The sequence below is a fragment of the Pseudomonas sp. EU05-FHT14B02 genome, assembly GCF_058791055.1.
On record NZ_JBYTDD010000001.1, the window covers coordinates 294,140 to 312,393 of the forward strand.

At 59.8% G+C, this 18,254-nt stretch carries 15 protein-coding genes; 6 read left to right on the forward strand and 9 right to left on the reverse strand.

What is annotated here, in order from left to right:
- Positions 1 to 41 precede the first annotated feature (41 nt).
- Genes AC3WTM_RS01345 through AC3WTM_RS01355 form a run of 3 tightly spaced genes read left to right on the forward strand, consistent with a single transcriptional unit; the run spans position 42 to position 1,905 of the window.
- Complete coding sequence (locus AC3WTM_RS01345) at positions 42 to 416, forward strand: septal ring lytic transglycosylase RlpA family protein (RefSeq protein WP_102669073.1); 375 nt, start codon at positions 42 to 44, stop codon at positions 414 to 416.
- Between the two features lie 50 nt (positions 417 to 466).
- On the forward strand, positions 467 to 1,528 hold the full coding sequence (locus tag AC3WTM_RS01350; RefSeq protein WP_102669072.1) for a calcium/sodium antiporter: 1,062 nt from the start codon (positions 467 to 469) through the stop codon (positions 1,526 to 1,528).
- Positions 1,525 to 1,905 carry a carboxymuconolactone decarboxylase family protein gene (locus AC3WTM_RS01355; protein WP_102669071.1) on the forward strand — a complete coding sequence of 127 codons (381 nt, stop codon included), beginning with the start codon at positions 1,525 to 1,527 and terminating at the stop codon, positions 1,903 to 1,905. The genes AC3WTM_RS01350 and AC3WTM_RS01355 overlap by 4 nt, the downstream gene beginning before the upstream one ends.
- Positions 1,906 to 1,989: 84 nt before the next feature.
- On the opposite strand, the gene AC3WTM_RS01360 is transcribed toward AC3WTM_RS01355, so the two are convergent.
- The 9 genes from AC3WTM_RS01360 to AC3WTM_RS01400 all read right to left on the reverse strand — a co-directional run bounded on the left by AC3WTM_RS01360 (position 1,990) and on the right by AC3WTM_RS01400 (position 13,595).
- Positions 1,990 to 2,931: an AEC family transporter gene (locus tag AC3WTM_RS01360; RefSeq protein WP_102669070.1), complete on the reverse strand. Its 942-nt coding sequence runs from the start codon at positions 2,929 to 2,931 to the stop codon at positions 1,990 to 1,992.
- Between the two features lie 185 nt (positions 2,932 to 3,116).
- Positions 3,117 to 4,670: a galactarate dehydratase gene (gene garD, locus AC3WTM_RS01365; RefSeq protein WP_102669069.1), complete on the reverse strand. Its 1,554-nt coding sequence runs from the start codon at positions 4,668 to 4,670 to the stop codon at positions 3,117 to 3,119.
- A gap of 11 nt (positions 4,671 to 4,681) precedes the next feature.
- Positions 4,682 to 6,043, reverse strand: coding sequence for an MFS transporter (locus AC3WTM_RS01370; protein ID WP_102669068.1), 1,362 nt, complete (start codon positions 6,041 to 6,043; stop codon positions 4,682 to 4,684).
- Positions 6,044 to 6,203: 160 nt separating this feature from the next.
- Positions 6,204 to 7,649 carry an aldehyde dehydrogenase family protein gene (locus tag AC3WTM_RS01375; protein ID WP_102669067.1) on the reverse strand — a complete coding sequence of 482 codons (1,446 nt, stop codon included), beginning with the start codon at positions 7,647 to 7,649 and terminating at the stop codon, positions 6,204 to 6,206.
- 61 nt (positions 7,650 to 7,710) lie between these two features.
- The gene (gene kdgD / locus AC3WTM_RS01380; RefSeq protein ID WP_007976489.1) at positions 7,711 to 8,622 is read right to left on the reverse strand and encodes a 5-dehydro-4-deoxyglucarate dehydratase; all 912 of its coding nucleotides are present in this window, start codon (positions 8,620 to 8,622) and stop codon (positions 7,711 to 7,713) included.
- Between the two features lie 405 nt (positions 8,623 to 9,027).
- On the reverse strand, positions 9,028 to 9,777 hold the full coding sequence (locus tag AC3WTM_RS01385; RefSeq protein WP_178081865.1) for a FadR/GntR family transcriptional regulator: 750 nt from the start codon (positions 9,775 to 9,777) through the stop codon (positions 9,028 to 9,030).
- Between the two features lie 177 nt (positions 9,778 to 9,954).
- Positions 9,955 to 11,682, reverse strand: a complete 1,728-nt coding sequence (locus AC3WTM_RS01390; RefSeq protein ID WP_102669066.1) for an ABC transporter ATP-binding protein/permease — start codon at positions 11,680 to 11,682, stop codon at positions 9,955 to 9,957.
- 97 nt (positions 11,683 to 11,779) lie between these two features.
- Positions 11,780 to 12,340 carry a response regulator transcription factor gene (locus tag AC3WTM_RS01395; protein WP_007973041.1) on the reverse strand — a complete coding sequence of 187 codons (561 nt, stop codon included), beginning with the start codon at positions 12,338 to 12,340 and terminating at the stop codon, positions 11,780 to 11,782.
- Complete coding sequence (locus AC3WTM_RS01400; RefSeq protein WP_057716443.1) at positions 12,333 to 13,595, reverse strand: ATP-binding protein; 1,263 nt, start codon at positions 13,593 to 13,595, stop codon at positions 12,333 to 12,335. Before AC3WTM_RS01400 ends, AC3WTM_RS01395 begins: the two co-directional genes overlap by 8 nt.
- A gap of 209 nt (positions 13,596 to 13,804) precedes the next feature.
- On the opposite strand from AC3WTM_RS01400, the gene AC3WTM_RS01405 reads away from it, so the two are divergent.
- The 3 genes from AC3WTM_RS01405 to AC3WTM_RS01415 all read left to right on the forward strand — a co-directional run bounded on the left by AC3WTM_RS01405 (position 13,805) and on the right by AC3WTM_RS01415 (position 18,201).
- Entirely contained in the window at positions 13,805 to 14,521 is a 717-nt protein-coding gene (locus tag AC3WTM_RS01405; protein ID WP_090453064.1) for an SIMPL domain-containing protein, read from the forward strand.
- Positions 14,522 to 14,967: 446 nt separating this feature from the next.
- On the forward strand, positions 14,968 to 16,593 hold the full coding sequence (locus AC3WTM_RS01410) for an ABC transporter substrate-binding protein (protein ID WP_492587586.1): 1,626 nt from the start codon (positions 14,968 to 14,970) through the stop codon (positions 16,591 to 16,593).
- 174 nt (positions 16,594 to 16,767) lie between these two features.
- A complete protein-coding gene (locus AC3WTM_RS01415) occupies positions 16,768 to 18,201 on the forward strand; it encodes an OprD family porin (RefSeq protein ID WP_057716447.1) in 1,434 nt (477 codons plus the stop codon).
- Positions 18,202 to 18,254: the final 53 nt, after the last annotated feature.

Genomic DNA, 18,254 nt, shown 5'->3' on the forward strand with positions numbered 1-18,254 from the left:
GCCGCACCGTCGCCCCCACATTTGTTTTCGGAAGCTTTCAAATGAAGCGTCTAGTTGGACTTTGCGCCCTCCTTTCGATCCTGGCCGGTTGCGCCAGCACCGACACCGTCGATCCGCATGGCTACGACAAAACCGGCGTGGCTTCGTACTACGGCGCCAAACACCAAGGCAAACGCACCGCCAACGGCGAGCGTTTCAACATGAATTCCATGACCGCCGCCCATCGCCAGCTACCCTTCGGTACACGGGTGAAGGTCACCAATCTGAATAACGACAAATCCTGCGTGGTGCGCATCAATGATCGCGGGCCGCACACCCGGGGCCGCCTGATCGACCTGTCCAAGGAAGCCGCCGAGCGCCTGGGCATGCTGCGTAGCGGCACCGCGCGGGTTCGCGTGCAAGCTCTCGACGACTGACCGATGGAGCCCCGACCATTTTCGGATTAGCCGATTTACCCCTGATCAGCGTGATCGAATTGCTCAGCGGATTGCTCCTGCTGATTGTCGGCGCCGAATTGATGGTGCGCGCCGCCGTACGCATCGCCGCACGGCTGCACATACGACCGCTGATCATCGGACTGACCATCGTCGCCCTCGGCAGCAGCGCACCGCAGATGGCGGTCAGCCTGCAAGCAACCCTGGCGCACAATGCCGATATCGCCGTCGGCAGTGTGATCGGCAGCAGCATTTTCAACATCCTCGTCACCCTGGGGTTGTCTGCGCTGATCATTCCGCTGCGGGTTTCCCGACAGTTGGTGCGCCTGGATATTCCGCTGATGATCGGCGCCAGCCTGTTGGTGTTCGTACTCGCCTGGAATGAAGAACTGACCCGGGCCGACGGTGTGATGTTGCTGACGGCTCTGGCGATTTACCTGGGCTTGTTACTGCGTCAGTCGCGACACTCGGCACGCCCGGTATCGAGCCATGATCACAACGGCCAGGCGTCATGGATGAGCAGCCTGCTGATGATAGTCGCCGGACTGGCGATGCTGGTGTACGCCGGACACTTGCTGCTGGGGGCAGCCGTTGCGGTCGCTACCGACCTTGGGCTGTCGGAGCGGATCATCGGCCTGACCATCGTCGCCGTCAGCACCTCACTGCCTGAGCTCGCCACTTCGTTGATCGCGGCTATACGCGGCGAACGCGATATTGCCGTGGGCAACGTGATCGGCAGCAACCTGTTCAACCTCCTGGGCGTGCTCGGCTTTACGGCGCTCGTGGCACCGTCACCGCTGTCGGTGTCGCCCAACGCCCTGGACTTCGACCTGCCGGTGATGCTCGGCATCGCGGCGCTGTGCCTGCCGGTGTTCTACTCCGGCTATCGGGTGACCCGCGCCGAAGGTCTGCTGTTTCTGGGTTTGTACCTGGCGTATGGGCTGCACGTGGTGTCGTTCACCACCGGCATGCCACTGGCCGGCAAGCTGGAACACTTGATGCTGTTATTCGTCCTGCCAGCGCTGGTAGCGTTTTTGCTGTTCACGTCACTACGCGCCTGGCGTCGCCAACACCATAAGAAGGAAGCCCCATGACCGAGAACAAAAAACCCGGCGTTGAAGTCCGCCGCCAAGTGATGGGCGACGCCTTCGTCGACCGCGCACTGGGCAACGCCACCGAGTTCACCCAGCCGCTGCAGGACTTCGTCAATGAACACGCCTGGGGCGGCGTGTGGAATCGCGAAGGCCTGCCGCTGAAAACCCGCAGCCTGATCACCCTTGCCGCCCTGACCGCACTCAAGTGCCCGCAGGAGCTGAAAGGTCACGTACGCGGTGCGCTGAACAACGGCTGCACTGTGGATGAAATTCGCGAAGCGCTGCTGCATTGCGCGGTGTATGCCGGTGTGCCGGCGGCGATCGATGCGTTTCGGGCGGCGCAGGAAGTGATCGACAATTACCAGAAGCCAGAGTGAGTCATTGAAATTCAGGCTGCCTGATCTGGCGCCATCGCGAGCAAGCTCGCGATGAGGCCCTAAAGCACAGCGACAATCCGGAAGCTAAATCCACCCACCCCACTGCAACAAAAAGATCCCGACATTGGTGGTCACCGCCGCCATCAATGTGGTGATCACGATAATCGCCGCCGCCAGTTCATGATTGCCATCCGCCGCCCGGGCCATGACGAAACTGGCCGCCGCTGTCGGGCTGCCGAAGTACAAAAACAGAATCCCCAGCTCCGCACCACGGAAGCCCCAGAGCCACGCACCGAGTGTCGCCAGGATCGGCAGACCGAGCATTTTCACCAGGCTCGAACTTAACGCCATCGAACCGCTTTTGCGTAGCGCCGCCAGCGACAGCGTGCCGCCGATGCAGATCAGCGCCAGCGGCAACGTGGTTTGCGCCAGGTACTGGCCGGAGGTTTCCAGCCAGCCAGGCAAGCCGATCTTGAAATAGGCGAATGGTGCAGCTGCAATCACGCTGATGATCAGCGGATTGCTGAACACGCTTTTGCAGATGCTCCACGGATCGGACTTGATCACCGGGCTGTACACCGCCAGCACGATGGTCGAAAGGGTGTTGTAGAACAGGATCACCAGCGCCGCCAGGATCGCTCCGAGGGAAATCCCGTAGTCGCCGTACATGCTTGCCGCCAGCGCCAGGCCAATGACCCCGTTGTTACCGCGAAAGGCACCTTGGGTGTAGATCCCCCGATCTTCCCGCGGGCACTTCCAGATCGCCCAAACCCAGGCGATGGCAAAACACACCAGGGTCGCAAGGGAAAAATAGATCAACAGCGCCGGCTGCAACGCCGCGTGCAGGTCGGCATGCAGGATGCCAAAAAACAGCAACGCCGGCATGGTGACGTTGAACACCAATGCTGATGTGGTGTGGATGAAATTGTCGTTGATCCAGTCGATACGCTTTAGCAGAGCCCCCAGAAACAGCATGACGAACACCGGCGCGGTGATGTTCAGGGTTTCGAGGAAAATTGCCAGCATGCCGGGAGGACCTTGGGGTGGGCGTCGTTAGGGGGCTAATGATAAGCCACTGAAGACTTCGGCGCCTGCTGGATCGCCTTCGCGAGCAAGCCTGCTCCCACATTTGATCAGTGTCGAACGCAAAATTTGTGCGCGGCGACAATCCAGTGAGGAGCGGGCTTGCTAGCGAAGCAGGCGACTCGGTCTTAAGTGATCGGCGCCGGATTGAACAGGGTGATGTCGTTATGCAGCTTGTGGTGCTCGGCCCACGTCTGCTTCTTGCCGCTCGCCACGTCCAGATAGTAATGGAACAACTCCCAGCCAAGATCTTCGATGGACGCGCGGCCAGTAGCAATGCGCCCTGCGTCGATGTCAATCAGGTCCGGCCAGCGTTGCGCCAGTTCGGTCCGGGTAGAGACCTTCACCACCGGCGCCATGGCCAGCCCGTAAGGCGTGCCACGACCGGTGGTGAACACGTGCAGGTTCATCCCCGCCGCCAACTGCAAGGTCCCGCAGACAAAGTCGCTGGCCGGGGTCGCGCAGAAAATCAGGCCTTTGCGCTTGAAACGCTCGCCTGGGCCAAGCACGCCGTTGATCGCGCTGCTGCCGGACTTGACGATCGATCCCAGGGATTTCTCGACAATGTTCGACAACCCGCCCTTCTTGTTGCCCGGCGTGGTGTTGGCACTGCGATCCGCCTCGCCCTTGGCCAGGTAGCGGTCGTACCAGTCCATTTCCCGCACCAGTTCCTGGGCGACGTCCTGGTTTTCCGCGCGGGAGGTCAGCAGATAAATCGCATCGCGCACTTCGGTGACTTCGGAGAACATCACCGTCGCACCGGCCCGCAGCAGCAGGTCCGAGGCATATCCGAGCGCCGGGTTGGCGGTGATGCCGGAGAACGCATCACTGCCACCGCATTGCATGCCCAGGATCAACTCGGATGCCGGCACGGTTTCCCGGCGACGTTGATCGAGCTTCTTCAAGCGCGTCTCGGCCAGTTCCATGATCTGCTCGATCATCTCGGTGAATCCGTGACTGGAATCCTGCAAGCGGTACAGCCATGGCTCGCTCAAATCCACCGAGCTGTCGTTCTCGTGCATCACTTGCCCGGCCTGCAATTTCTCGCAGCCCAGGCTGATCACCAAGGCTTCGCCACCCAGGTTCGGGTTGCGTGCCAGGTTGCGCACGGTGCGGATCGGGATGTACGCGTCGGTGGCGGTGATGGCCACGCCACAGCCGTAGCTGTGGGTGAGCGCCACCACGTCATCGACGTGCGGGTACTTGGGCAGCAGCTCGTCCTTGATGCGCTTGACCGCATGATCCAGCACTCCGGTCACGCACTGCACGGTGGTAGTGATGCCAAGAATGTTGCGCGTGCCGACGGTGCCGTCGGCATTGCGATAACCCTCGAAGGTTAAGCCTTCCAGCGGTGCTTGCGCGGCCGGCACGTCGGTGGACAGCGGCAGGCTGTCGAGCGGTGGCGCGGTCGGCATGCGCAGTTGATCTTCCTTGACCCAACTGCCTCGGGGAATCGGCTGCAAGGCATAGCCAATGACCTGGCCATAACGAATCACCTGGCCACCTTCGGGAATGTCTTCCAGGGTGACCTTGTGGCTCTGCGGCACGAAATCCACGGTAACCAGACCGTCCGCAAACTCGGTGCCGGCCGGTACGCCCTGATCATTGACCACGATCACTACGTTGTCCCGCTCGTGCAGGCGGATGTAGCGCGGCGAGTCGGAATGTTCAATCAACTGCATGACGCCGCTCCTCAGGAATGCGCTTGAGACAATTTGCCTGGGGCTTCAGTACCGTTCGCTGGTGGCTCTTTGAGCACCACGCGCTTGATCGGGCCCACGATCACCAGGTAGCTGAACACCGCAACCAGTGCGTTGCAACCGACGAACACCAACGCCCACTTGAATGAACCGGTGGAGCTGATGATGTAACCGATCACGATTGGAGTGGTGATCGAAGCAATGTTACCGAAGGTGTTGAACAGGCCGCCGCTCAGACCGGCGATCTGCTTCGGCGACGTGTCGGACACCACGGCCCAGCCCAGTGCACCGACGCCTTTGCCGAAGAACGCCAGGGCCATGAAGCCGACGACCATCCATTCTACGTCCACGTAGTTGCACGCCACGATGCTGCTGGAAACCAGCAGGCCAGCGATAATCGGTGCCTTGCGGGCGAAGGTCAGGGAATGGCCCTTGCGCAACAGGTAATCGGAAATCACCCCGCCGAGCACACCACCGATGAAGCCGCAGATTGCCGGCAAGGACGCGATGAAACCGGCCTTGAGGATGGTCATGCCGCGCTCCTGCACCAGGTATACCGGGAACCAGGTCAGGAAGAAGTAAGTGATGCCGTTGATGCAGTACTGGCCCAGGTACACGCCGAGCATCATGCGGTTGGTCAGTAACTGGCGGATGTAATCCCACTTCGGACCGTCGGACTTCTTGCCCTTCTGGTCCATGTCGACCATGCCGCCGTTTTCGGAGATGTGCTTGAACTCAGCATCGTTGATCCGTGGGTGTTCGCGCGGGCTGTAGATCACTTTCAGCCAGACCAGCGAGAAGATGATGCCCAGGATACCCATGACGATGAACACGTGCTCCCAGCCGAAGGAGTAGACGATCCAGCCCATCAGCGGAGCGAACAGCACGGTGGCGAAGTATTGCGCCGAGTTGAAGATCGCCGAGGCCGTACCGCGTTCAGCAGTCGGGAACCACGCCGCAACGATTCGGGCGTTACCAGGGAAAGACGGCGCTTCAGCCAGGCCCACCAGGAAGCGCAGCATGAACAGCGCAACCACCGCCGTGGACATGCCGAACTCACCGACGAAGCCTTGCAGTACGGTGAACAGCGACCAGGTGAAGATGCTCAATGCGTAGATTTTTTTCGAGCCAAAACGGTCCAGTAGCCAGCCGCCGGGGATTTGCCCGGCCACATAGGCCCAACCGAATGCGGAGAAGATGTAGCCGAGGGTCACGGCGTCGATGCCGAGGTCTTTTTGCAGGCTGGAGCCAGCGATTGCGATGGTAGCCCGGTCGGCGTAGTTGATTGTGGTCACCAGAAACAGCATGAGCAGGATCAAATAGCGGACGTGAGTCGGCTTCTGGGTCGGTTGCATGTAGATGTACTCCCACTGATTATTTTTATGCGGGTAATAACGGTGTTCTGTAGGAGCGAGCTTGCTCAGATGGTGGTCAACGATGACGCGAGGCATCAGGTTTACCGCCGCGACCTCAAGACCATCGCGAGCAGGGCTCGCTCCTACAGGGGTATTGCGTTTACGAACCGATGTAGCTGGTCTTCACGACCGTGTAGAACTCTTGCGCATAGCGACCTTGCTCACGTGATCCATAGGATGAACCTTTACGCCCACCGAACGGAACGTGGTAATCCACACCGGCGGTCGGCAGGTTGACCATCACCATCCCGGCCTGGGAGTGGCGTTTGAAGTGGTTGGCGTACTTCAGCGAGGTGGTGGCAATGCCCGCCGACAACCCGAACTCGGTGTCGTTGGCCATGGCCAGCGCGGCTTCGTAATCGGCGACGCGGACGATGTTGGCCACCGGGCCGAAGATCTCTTCCTGGCTGATGCGCATCGAAGCTTCGCTGTCGGCAAACAGGGTTGGCGCGAGGAAGTAGCCCTCGGTGTCGCACGTCACCAGACCACCGCCGCTGACCAGACGCGCACCTTCGGACTGGCCGATGTCGATGTACTTCATGTCCTGCTCGAGTTGCGCTTGCGAGACCACCGGACCGATATCGGTACCCGCCTTCAATGCATGGCCGACCTTGATCGACTTCATGCGCTCGGCCATGGCTTCGACGAACTGGTCGTGAATCCCGGCGGTGACGATAAAGCGGCTGGAAGCGGTGCAACGCTGGCCGGTGGAGTAGAACGCGCTCTGCACTGACAACTCGACCGCTTGCTTGAGGTCGGCGTCGTCGAGAATGATCTGCGGATTCTTGCCGCCCATTTCCAACTGGACTTTGGCCTGGCGCGATACACAGCTGACAGCGATCTGACGACCGACACCCACGGAACCTGTGAAGCTGATGCCGTCGACTTTCGGGCTGTGGACCAGTGCATCGCCCACCACGCGACCGCTGCCCATCACCAGGTTGAACACACCGGCCGGGAAGCCTGCGCGGGAGATGATTTCCGCCAGGGCCCAGGCGCAACCTGGAACCAGGTCTGCGGGTTTCAGCACGACGCAGTTACCGTAGGCCAGGGCCGGGGCGATTTTCCATGCCGGGATGGCGATCGGGAAGTTCCACGGGGTGATCAGACCGACCACGCCCAAAGCTTCGCGAGTGACTTCAACGTTGACGCCCGGACGCACCGACGGCAGGTAGTCGCCGGACAGGCGCAGGCACTCGCCTGCGAAGAACTTGAAGATATTGCCGGCGCGGGTCACTTCGCCGAAGGCTTCAGGCAGGGTCTTGCCCTCTTCCCGGGCCAGCAAGGTGCCGAGCTCTTCGCGACGGGCGAGGATTTCAGTACCGACTTTGTCCAGGGAATCGTGACGCGCCTGAATGCCGGAAGTGGACCAGGCCGGGAACGCGGCACGGGCGGCGTCGATGGCGGCGTGGACCTGAGCCAGATCAGCCTTGGCGTAGTCGCCGATGGCGTCGCTCAGTTCGGACGGGTTGATGTTGGTCGAATAATCGCCACCGGCAACCCATTCGCCGTTGATGTAGTTATCAAAACGCTTTGCATCTGCCACTTTGAGATCTCCTCACGCAAAAGGCCGCTGATTGCTCAGCGGCCTTACTTAAACGGATGTGTTACTGCGCACCCTGCTTGTCGATCAGCGCGGCGAGCATTTCGTACTCTTCGCCGGTCAGATCAGTCAGCGGTGCACGCACAGGACCTGCGTCGTAGCCGGCAATTTTTGCCCCGGCCTTGACGATGCTTACGGCATAACCGGCTTTGCGGTTACGGATGTCCAGGTACGGCAGGAAGAAGTCATCAATGATCTTGCCGACGGTGGCGTGATCTTCGCGAGCGATCGCGTGATAGAAGTCCATCGCGGTTTTCGGAATGAAGTTGAACACCGCCGAGGAGTAGACCGGCACGCCCAGTGCCTTGTAGGCCGCGGCATAGACTTCGGCGGTCGGCAAGCCACCCAGGTAGCTGAAGCGATCACCGAGGCGACGACGGATCGACACCATCAACTCGATATCACCCAGGCCATCCTTGTAGCCGATCAGGTTCGGGCAGCGCTCGGCCAGACGTTCCAGCAGCGGCGCGGTCAGGCGGCAGACGTTACGGTTGTAGACCACCACGCCGATGTTGACCGATTTGCACACGGCCTCAACGTGGGCGGCAACGCCGTCCTGGCTGGCTTCGGTCAGGTAGTGCGGCAACAGCAGCAGACCTTTGGCGCCCAGACGCTCAGCTTCCTGTGCGTATTCAATAGCCTGGCGGGTCGAACCGCCCACACCGGCCAGGATTGGCACGCTGGTGGCGCATGTGTCGACCGCAGTCTTGATGATTTCCGAATATTCGCTGGCCGCCAGAGAGAAGAACTCACCGGTGCCGCCCGCGGCGAACAGAGCCGAGGCGCCGTATGGGGCCAGCCATTCCAGACGCTTGATGTAACCCGCGCGATTGAAGTCGCCCTGAGCATTGAAATCGGTAACCGGGAAAGACAGCAGACCGGAAGAGAGGATGGACTTCAGTTCTTGTGGATTCATTGTTCGAACACCCTGGATTGCGACGTTGTGTGAGAAAAACCGTTCAGCCCGAGCTGATGTTGTAGGTCATCGTACAACTTAAAATACAGCCGTCAACTGCATTTCATCGCTGGGGGTGAAAATTGTTGGACAAACGGATCAGGAAACCAGCAAATCAGAGGCTCTCCGACCTAAGAGCGCGGAGGAAAAAAGTCGCGACCGTAGGCGTATCAGAGATACGTTGTCAGAAGAGAAATCAGTAGGAACGAGGCTTTTCTGGTGTAGCTTACGGCCCAATCGCGAGCAAGCTCGCTCCCACAGGGGGCTGTGTGTGATCTCGATTCTACGATCGACACAAGACACTGTGGGAGCGAGCTTGCTCGCGATGGCGGCAGATCAGGCGAGGGATTACCGGAGTCAGATTTCTTATCCGCGCTGCGCCTCAGCCTCTTCATGGGCATGACGCAACCGCTCACGGCTGTTGGTCAGGTGCAAACGCATGGCGGCCCGCGCCGCATCGGAATCCTGACGGGCAATGGCGTCGTAGATTTCTTCGTGCTCACGGCTCAGGCGGCTCATATAGTGCTGCTGGTCGTCATGGGCCAGGCGTGCGGAGTTCAGCCGCGTGCGAGGAATGATGCTGGTGCCCAGGTGGGTCATGATGTCGGTGAAATAACGGTTGCCGGTGGACAGCGCGATTTCGAGGTGGAAGGCGAAGTCCGAAGCCACGGCGTCACTGGCGTGAGCGGCACTTTCATTCAACGCATCGAGGGCGGCGCGCATGTTGGCCAGTTGTTCCGGACTGCGACGTTGCGCCGCCAGCCCGGCAGACTCCACTTCCAGACTGATACGCAGTTCCAGGATCGCCAGCACATCTCGCAGGGTTACCACAGTCGCCGGGTCGATACGGAAACCGCTCGGGCTCGGCGTGTCGAGCACGAAGGTGCCGATACCGTGGCGGGTTTCCACTTGCCCTGCCGCCTGTAACCGGGAAATCGCCTCACGCACCACCGTGCGGCTGACACCATGGGCATCCATGATGGCCGACTCGGTGGGCAACTTGTCGCCACGCTTGAGATGGCCGTCGCGGATCTGCTCCGACAGCACCGTCACCAGTTCCTGAGCGAGGCTGCGGCGCTTGCGTGGGAGGCGTGGTACGTCGTTCGGGTTTTCCATGGTGAACATCTGTCTCGAAAAAATCGGCGGCTGAAAGCGCATCATAGCGCAACGCGGTTGTACGATCACTACCACCCCTGCTCGCGATGGACTGGCAAGCACCGCGGGTCTTCAGGAAGCACGCGTTATCGTTAACCATCATCGCGAGCAAGCTCGCTCCTACAAGGGATTGTGGTGTTATGCAGTCACAGCCTGGTCCACCAGATGGCCATTCTCGATACGGATGTGCCGAGGGTGGAAGCGCTTCAGACTGCTGCGATGACCGACGCTGACAATGCTCAACCCCGGCAACTCATCGATCAGCGCCTGATACAGCGTGGCCTCGTCTTCTTCATCCATCGCCGAAGTCGCTTCGTCCATATACAGCCATTGCGGTGCATAAAGCAGCGCACGGGCAAAAGCCAGGCGCTGCTGCTCACCCGGCGACAACATGCGTTGCCAGTGGTTGGCTTCGTCGAGACGGGTAATCAGGTGCGGCAGACGACAGGTTTCCAGCACGTGCACGTAGCGTTCCTTCGGATAGGTATCGCCGGGCTGCGGATAACTGAGGGCATCACGCAGGGTGCCAATCGGCAAATACGGTTTTTGCGGCAGGAACAGGTAGCGCGCCGATGGCAGGCGAATACTGCCGTGGCCGGTCGGCCACAGATGTCCCATCGCCCTCAGCAGGGTCGACTTGCCGCTGCCGGAACGACCGCTGAGCATCACACGCTCGCCCTCCCTCACGGTCATGTCGGCGTTGGTCAGCAGGTGACGACCTTCAGCCAGGTCGAGGTCGAGGTTGTGCACCTTCAGCACCGATCCCGAATTCTGGACGTCGATGGCCGGCGCACGTTCTTCGTTGTCACGCATGGCCTGCTGGAAGCTCAACAGACGATCGCAGGTGGCGCGCCAGGAAGCGAGGCTCTGGTAGGCACTGATAAACCAGCTGAAGCTCTCCTGCACATTGCCGAACGCCGAGCTGATTTGCATCAGCTCGCCCAGTTCGATCTTGCCGGAAAGGTAACGCGGGGCGGCAACCATGAAGGGGAAGATGATCGCGGCCTGGCTGTAACCAGCGGTGAAGAACGTCAGGCGCTTGGACACCTTCATGATGTCCCAGAAGTTATGCCAGACCATCCCGAAGCGGCTGCTCAACCGGCGGTTTTCGTTCGGCTCTCCGTTGTACAACGCGATGCTTTCGGCATTCTCGCGAATTCGCACCATGGAGAAACGCAGGTCAGCTTCGAAGCGTTGTTGCTGGTTGTTCAGGCCGATCAGGCGACGACCGATCAAATGCGTCAACCAGCTACCGACCACCGCGTAAACCAGCACGCACCAGAACATGTAGCTGGGAATGGTGATGCCGAAGACTTCAATACTGCCCGACACGCCCCACAGGATGATCGAGAACGACACCAGGCTGACAATATTGCGCAGCAGCCCGACACCCAGCTCAAGGGTCTGGGAGGTGAAGCTGTTGAGGTCTTCGGAAATCCGCTGGTCCGGGTTATCGGTGTAACCGCCCTGCTCCAGCTGGTAGTAGTTTTTGTCACCCAGCCAGCGGGTGAAATGCTTTTCGGTGAGCCATGCCCGCCAGCGGATCGTCAGCATCTGCGTCAGGTACAGCCGATACACCGCGCCGACGATCGCCACCGCAGCAATCCCGCAGAAATACAGGATCAGCCGCCAGAATGCCTCCTCGTCCTTTTGTTGCAGCGCGTTGTAGAAATCCTTGTACCAGGTGTTGAACCACACCGAGATCCCTACGCTGATCAGCGACAGCGCAATCACGGCGATCAGCAGAGTCCAGGCTTTGACCTTCTCTTCACTGCGCCAGTAAGGCGTGATCATCGCCCACACTTTGCGAAAAAACTGCCCGCGCACAGCGTCATTGACCGCGGAATACTCAGCGTTCTGATTCATGGATAAGGCTCGATAGAAAAAAGTACACACACGAACCGATCATAGATGATCGGTCCGGTTTTTCGCGAGATACGGCCCGCATTCGTTCAGCGCAGGTTCAGCGGCGAACGGGACGCTTCTGCAGTTTGCGCTGCAAGGTGCGGCGGTGCATGCCCAGTGCACGAGCGGTGGCGGAGATATTGCCTTCGTGTTCGGTCAGCACGCGCTGGATGTGCTCCCACTGCAGGCGGTCCACGGACATCGGGTTTTCCGGCACCAGGCTGTCGAGATCGGCGTGCTCGGACAGCAGCGCCGCCAGCACGTCGTCGGCGTCCGCCGGCTTGCACAGGTAATTGCAGGCACCGCGCTTGATCGCCTCGACGGCAGTGGCAATGCTCGAGTAACCGGTGAGGATCACGACGCGCATTTCCGGGTCCATTTCCAGCAACTTGGGCAGCAGCACCAGGCCGGAATCGCCGTCCATCTTCAGGTCCAGGGCGGCGTAATCCGGCAAATCGGCCTTGGCCAGCTCCAGGCCTTCCTCGGCGGAACCGGCAGTGCTGACGCGAAAACCGCGGCGCGCCATGGCACGGGCCATGACACGGGTGAATGTGGCGTCGTCATCGACCAGCAACAAATGCGGCAGTTCTTCGCCTTCGACTTGGATCTCTTCACTCATGTTCGTCTCCTCGGGCGACACGGGGCAGGCGCAGCTCGGTGAGCGTGCCACCTTCCTCATGACTGTAGAGTTTCACTGAGCCGCCGGCGCGTGTCACGCTGGCCTTGCTCAAAAACAGGCCCAGGCCGAAACCTTTGCCCTTGGTGGTAAAAAACGGCTTGCCGATTTGCTCGGCGATGGCCAGCGGCACACCGGCGCCATGGTCACGAATGCTGATGGTGAGGTTTTCCCAATCCCAATCCAGCGTCACTTGCAGCCCTTCGGGGCAGGCATCGGCAGCGTTGTTCAAAAGATTCAGCAAAGCCTGGGTCAGGTCCGGCGGCGGCGCCATCCGGGGAACCGGGCCCTGGCCGAGGCGCTGGAAGCGATAACTGGCTTCCGGACGCATCAGGTGCCAGCGATTGAGGGCTTCATCAAGCCAATCGGTGACGTCCTGCATCTCCACCGCCAACCGGCGATTGGCCTCGGCGGCGCGAACCAGATGCTGCAAGGTCTCTTTACACAGCTTGACCTGATCCTGCAGCACGCTCAGGTCGTCCTGCAACATCGGATCATGATGATCCTGACGCATTTCCTTGAGTAGCACACTCATGGTCGCCAACGGCGTGCCCAGTTCATGGGCTGCACCGGCGGCCTGGGTGGCGACGGCCAGCAGTTGCTGATCGCGCAGGCCTTCTTCGCGGCGAATGGCGCGCAACTCTTCCTGACGACGCAGCTCTTCGGCCATGCGCGCGGCGAAGAACGTGATCACCGCTGCAGCGAGGGCGAAGCTCAGCCACATTCCGTACACCTGCAGGTTTTCCCGGGCGATCGGGAAGGTTTGCAGCGGATAGAACTGCGCCAGCAACAGCGTGTACATCGTCAGCGCGATACCCGACAGGATCACCGAGTAACGCCACGGCAACGTCACAGCGGCAATCGTCAGCGGCACCAGGTAATAGGAGACGAAGGGGTTGGTCGAGCCACCGGAGAAATACAGCAATGCGCTGTGGATAAACAGATCGCAGGCCAGTTGCACGGCGTATTCAAGCTCGGTCACCGGCCACGAGGTACGCAGGCGAATGGCCGTGAACACACACAGCAGCATTGAACATGCGAGCGTCGCCGCCAATTGAAACCAGGGCAGTGGCAGCAATTCTAGCCAGTAGGCCAGGCCAACGGAACCGGCCTGGGCGGCCAGCACCAGCGTGCGGATGAACGTCAGCCGCCAGAGGTTCTGGCGAGTGGCGGAAGTGATTTGAACGGGGGCGAGCATGAGCTCTCCTGATGAGCGCTCCAGGCGGATCGCAGGGAGTATAACCAAGCGAGGGGGCTGACAGGCAAAAGTGCGGCAAACGGCCACAGGGCCACCTGAGTTCCATCTGTATAGAAGTTGTAACTGTGCGAACCGGAACTTAAAAGCTAGAGTCTGATGGTTTCACGCAGGTCCGGACCATACCCCTGCGCACCTTTCAAGGAGCCTTCATGCACACATTCCGCCGCAGCGCCGCCCTCCTCGCCCTGAGCGTTGGCACCGTCGCCAGCCTCCCGGCCCTGGCCGCCGACGAGCTTCATTACAACCAGATTTCCCTGCGCGCCGAAGTCAGTCAGGAAGTGGCCCGCGACCTGATGATCGTGACCCTCTACACCGAAGAACAGAACACCGACCCGGCCAAACTCGCCGCCGATGTCAGCACCACCATGAACAAGGCGCTGGCCAAGGCCAAGCAAGTCAAGGACATCACTCTGCGCCAGGGCAGCCGCAACAGCTACCCGATCTATGACACCAAGGGCCAGAAAATCACCGGCTGGCGCGAGCGCGCCGAATTGCGCCTGGAAAGCCCGGACTTCGCTGCGCTGTCGAAGCTGACCGGCGAACTGCTCACCGACCTGAAAATGGGCGGCATGGACTTCGCTATCGCCACCCCGACCCGCAAGGCCAGCGAAGACGCCTTGCTCAAGGACGCCGTGACCGCCTTCAAGGCCCGCGCCCAACTGGCCACCGACGCCCTTGGCGGCAAGAGCTACAAAATCGTCAACCTGAACCTCAACAGCAACGGTTATCCACAGCCTTACATGCGCGCGCCGATGATGATGAAAGCCGCCGCCATGGACAGCGCACCGGTGACGCCGGATGTCGAGGCCGGCACCAGCCAGGTCAGCATGACCGCCGATGGCTCGATTGAAGTGCTGATGCCTTGAATCGGTAGCCCGTAAACAAAAACGGCGATCATGAAAATGATCGCCGTTTTTTTTGGCAGTTTTCAGGCATGAGCTATAACTGGATAGGTCCCCCCGAGAAAAGCCGTCGATTGGCTACTATCGGTACAACAATAACCACTCTTATTCACGCCATACCCACCCCACAATCCGGGGTATGAATAAGTAACACCCCGCCCCACGCGGGAGCAACCCGAGTCAGGAGCGCACTGTAAAAGTGCGTCATTTGCACCGTAAAAACGCCGCGCAAACGGTCAAATGCGTCAGGAATTATACAAATGCGACATTAAGGTACGTTCGTGCCACTGTTTAAGGCTTGTAGTCACTCTGGATCTTGCATTGGGTATGGCCCCTGCATAAGTATCCGCAGGCACGACTCACGAGGTCGTCCTCTAATTCCAAAAATGACAACAAATCATGAGGCCACCATGCTTAAACACGCGGTCATTCCGTTCTTAGTTGGCGCAAGCTTGTTAGCCAGCGCACCGTTCGCCCAAGCAGCGACTAACCTGGTGTTCTGCTCCGAAGGGAGCCCGGCCGGTTTCGATCCAGGTCAATACACCACCGGAACCGACTTCGACGCCTCTGCAGAAACCATGTTCAACCGCCTCACCCAGTTCGAACGTGGCGGCACCGCCGTGGTTCCTGGGCTGGCGACCAAGTGGGACGTTTCCGATGACGGCCTGACCTACACCTTCCACCTGCGTGAAGGCGTCAAGTTCCACACTACCCCGTATTTCAAACCGACTCGTGAGTTCAACGCCGACGACGTGCTGTTCACCTTTAATCGCATGATTAACAAGGATGATCCGTTCCGCAAAGTGTACCCGACCGAATTCCCGTACTTCACCGACATGGGGATGGATACCAACATCACCAAGATCGATAAAGTCGACGACCACACGGTCAAGTTCACCCTCAAGGACGTTGATGCCGCGTTCATCCAGAACATGGCCATGAGCTTCGCCTCGATCCAGTCCGCCGAGTACGCTGCCCAGCTGCTCAAGGAAGGCAAGGCAGCCGACATCAACCAGAAGCCGGTCGGCACCGGCCCGTTCGTGTTCAAGAGCTACCAGAAAGACTCCAACATCCGCTACACAGGGAACAAGGACTACTGGAAGCCTGACGACGTCAAGATCGACAACCTGATCTTCGCCATCACCACCGACCCGTCGGTACGCATCCAGAAGCTGAAGAAGAACGAGTGCCAGGTCACCCTGTTCCCTCGTCCGGCCGACCTGAAGGCGCTCAAGGAAGACAAGTCCTTGAAGATGCCTGAGCAGGCCGGGTTCAACCTGGGCTACATCGCCTACAACGTGATGGACAAGATCAAGGGCGACGACAAGCCAAACCCGATGTCGCAGTTAAAAGTGCGCCAGGCCATGGACATGGCCGTCAACAAGCAGCAGATCATTGACTCCGTTTACCAGGGCGCCGGCCAACTGGCGGTCAACGCCATGCCGCCGACCCAGTGGTCCTATGACACCACCATCAAGGACGCCAAATACGATCCAGAGAAAGCCAAGGAGCTGCTCAAGGAAGCCGGCGTCAAGGAAGGTACCGAAATCGTCCTGTGGGCGATGCCGGTTCAGCGTCCGTACAACCCGAACGCCAAGCTGATGGCAGAAATGCTGCAGTCCGACTGGGCCAAGATCGGCCTCAAGGTCAAGATCCAGAGCTACGAGTGGGGCGAGTACATCAAGCGCTCCAAGGGCGGCGAGAACGGCGCGATGCTGATTGGCTGGAGCGGTGACAACGGTGACCCGGACAACTGGCTGGGCACGCTCTACAGCTGTGACGCCATTGGCGGCAACAACTACTCGATGTGGTGTGACCCGACTTACGACAAGCTGATCAAGCAGGCCAAGGTCGTCACCGACCGCGACCAGCGCACCCTGCTCTACAAACAGGCGCAGCAATTGCTCAAGCAGCAAGTGCCGATGACGCCAGTCGCCCACTCGACGGTCAACCAGCCGCTGAGCGCCAAAATCGAAGGGTTCAAGGTGAGCCCGTTCGGTCGCAATGTTTTCTCGGGTGTCAGCATAGAAAAATAACCGATTAGCCAGAAATGCCGGGGGGCGGATGTTCCGCCCTCACGCAGACGCTTTGCCGTCTTTTGCCAATTTGGCTGACAGCAAACGTTTGCGATGCCCTGAATGAGTTCTAAACCAATAGCCGGATCACAAAAAAAGACCGGCATAAAAAAAAGAAAGTAAGGAGCTTTACCCATGAAACTGAGCAGCACCGCGTTATTGGCCATGGCCATCAGCAGCGTAACCGCCACGGCTTACGCAGAAACCCAAAGCCAGGCTTTCACCCCGGTTACCGTGAACGAGAAAAGCGCTCAAAGCGAAGCCACCGGTTTTATCGAAGGCCAGTCGATCACAGGCACCACGCGCAACTGGTACGCCAACGAACAACTGCAACGCGGCGCCAAGTTCGCCTACAAGAAAGACGGCGTTTCGACCCCGACCGATCGCCGGATCAACTGGGTCCAGGGCACCATCCTCAAGTACAACTCCGGCTTCACCGAAGGCACCGTAGGCTTCAGCACTGAGGTGGCGGCGTACAACGCCATCGCACTGGACCAGGACCGCAAAGACCTGGCGTCCAACAACGGCGGCGCACCGGGCACTCGTCCAGGCGCGGGCAACAACCGTACCCTGACCAAAGAGGGCGGCGACGCTCAAGGCCAGTGGAGCAAACTGGGCCTGGCCAACGTCAAGGCTCGTGTCTCCAACAGCACCCTGACCGCCGGCCGCATGAACTTCAGCAGCCCGATGGTCGACGTGATCGGTAACCGTGCACTGCCTTCGAGCTTCCAGGGCGTGGCCCTTCACAGCGAAGAGCTGAACAACCTGGCCTTCGACCTGGCCACCTTCGACCGCAACTCACCGCGCACCGAAGAAAGCCAACGCAAATTCCGCACCGAATACGCAAACGGCATCGTCGAAACCGACCACGTCTACACCGGCGGCATCACCTACAACCCGTTCGCCAGCCTGACCACCAGTCTCTGGGCGACCCAGGCTGAAGATATCTGGAACCAGTACTACTTCGGCGCCTCTCACGTATTGGGCGACAGCCAGGTACTGAGCCTGACCACCGGCCTGAACTACTACAAAACCAAGGAAACCGGTAAAGCCCTGATCGGCGACATCGACAACGACACCTACTCGCTGTCGTTCGGCCTGACCCACCAGGCCCACACCCTGACCTTCTCGTACCAGGAAGTGAACGGTAACGAGTACTTCGACTACCTGCACGAAACCAACGGCATCTACCTGGCCAACTCCCTGTTGTCGGACTTCAACGGCCCGAACGAAAAATCGTTCCAGGTTGCCTACGGTCTGAACATGGCCGAATACGGCGTACCAGGCCTGAAGTTCAACATCTACCAGGCTCGCGGCTGGGGTATCGACGGTACTCACTACACCGGCAACGGCGGCGTGGCAGGCAAGGGTTACGACGGCATCCAGTCCCAGGATGGCGAACACCATTATGAATACGGCATCGGCGCGACCTACGCCGTGCAGAGCGGCCCGCTCAAGGCCACCACGATTCGCGGCACCTACACCGCTCACCGTGCCAGCGAAAACCAGGCTGACGGCAGCATCAACGAGTTCCGCCTAGTGACCACGGTTCCGTTCAACATCCTGTAATGCCCGTGCCGAACGGCTGATTCAGTGACGAATCGGCCGTTCGGCTTTTGTCC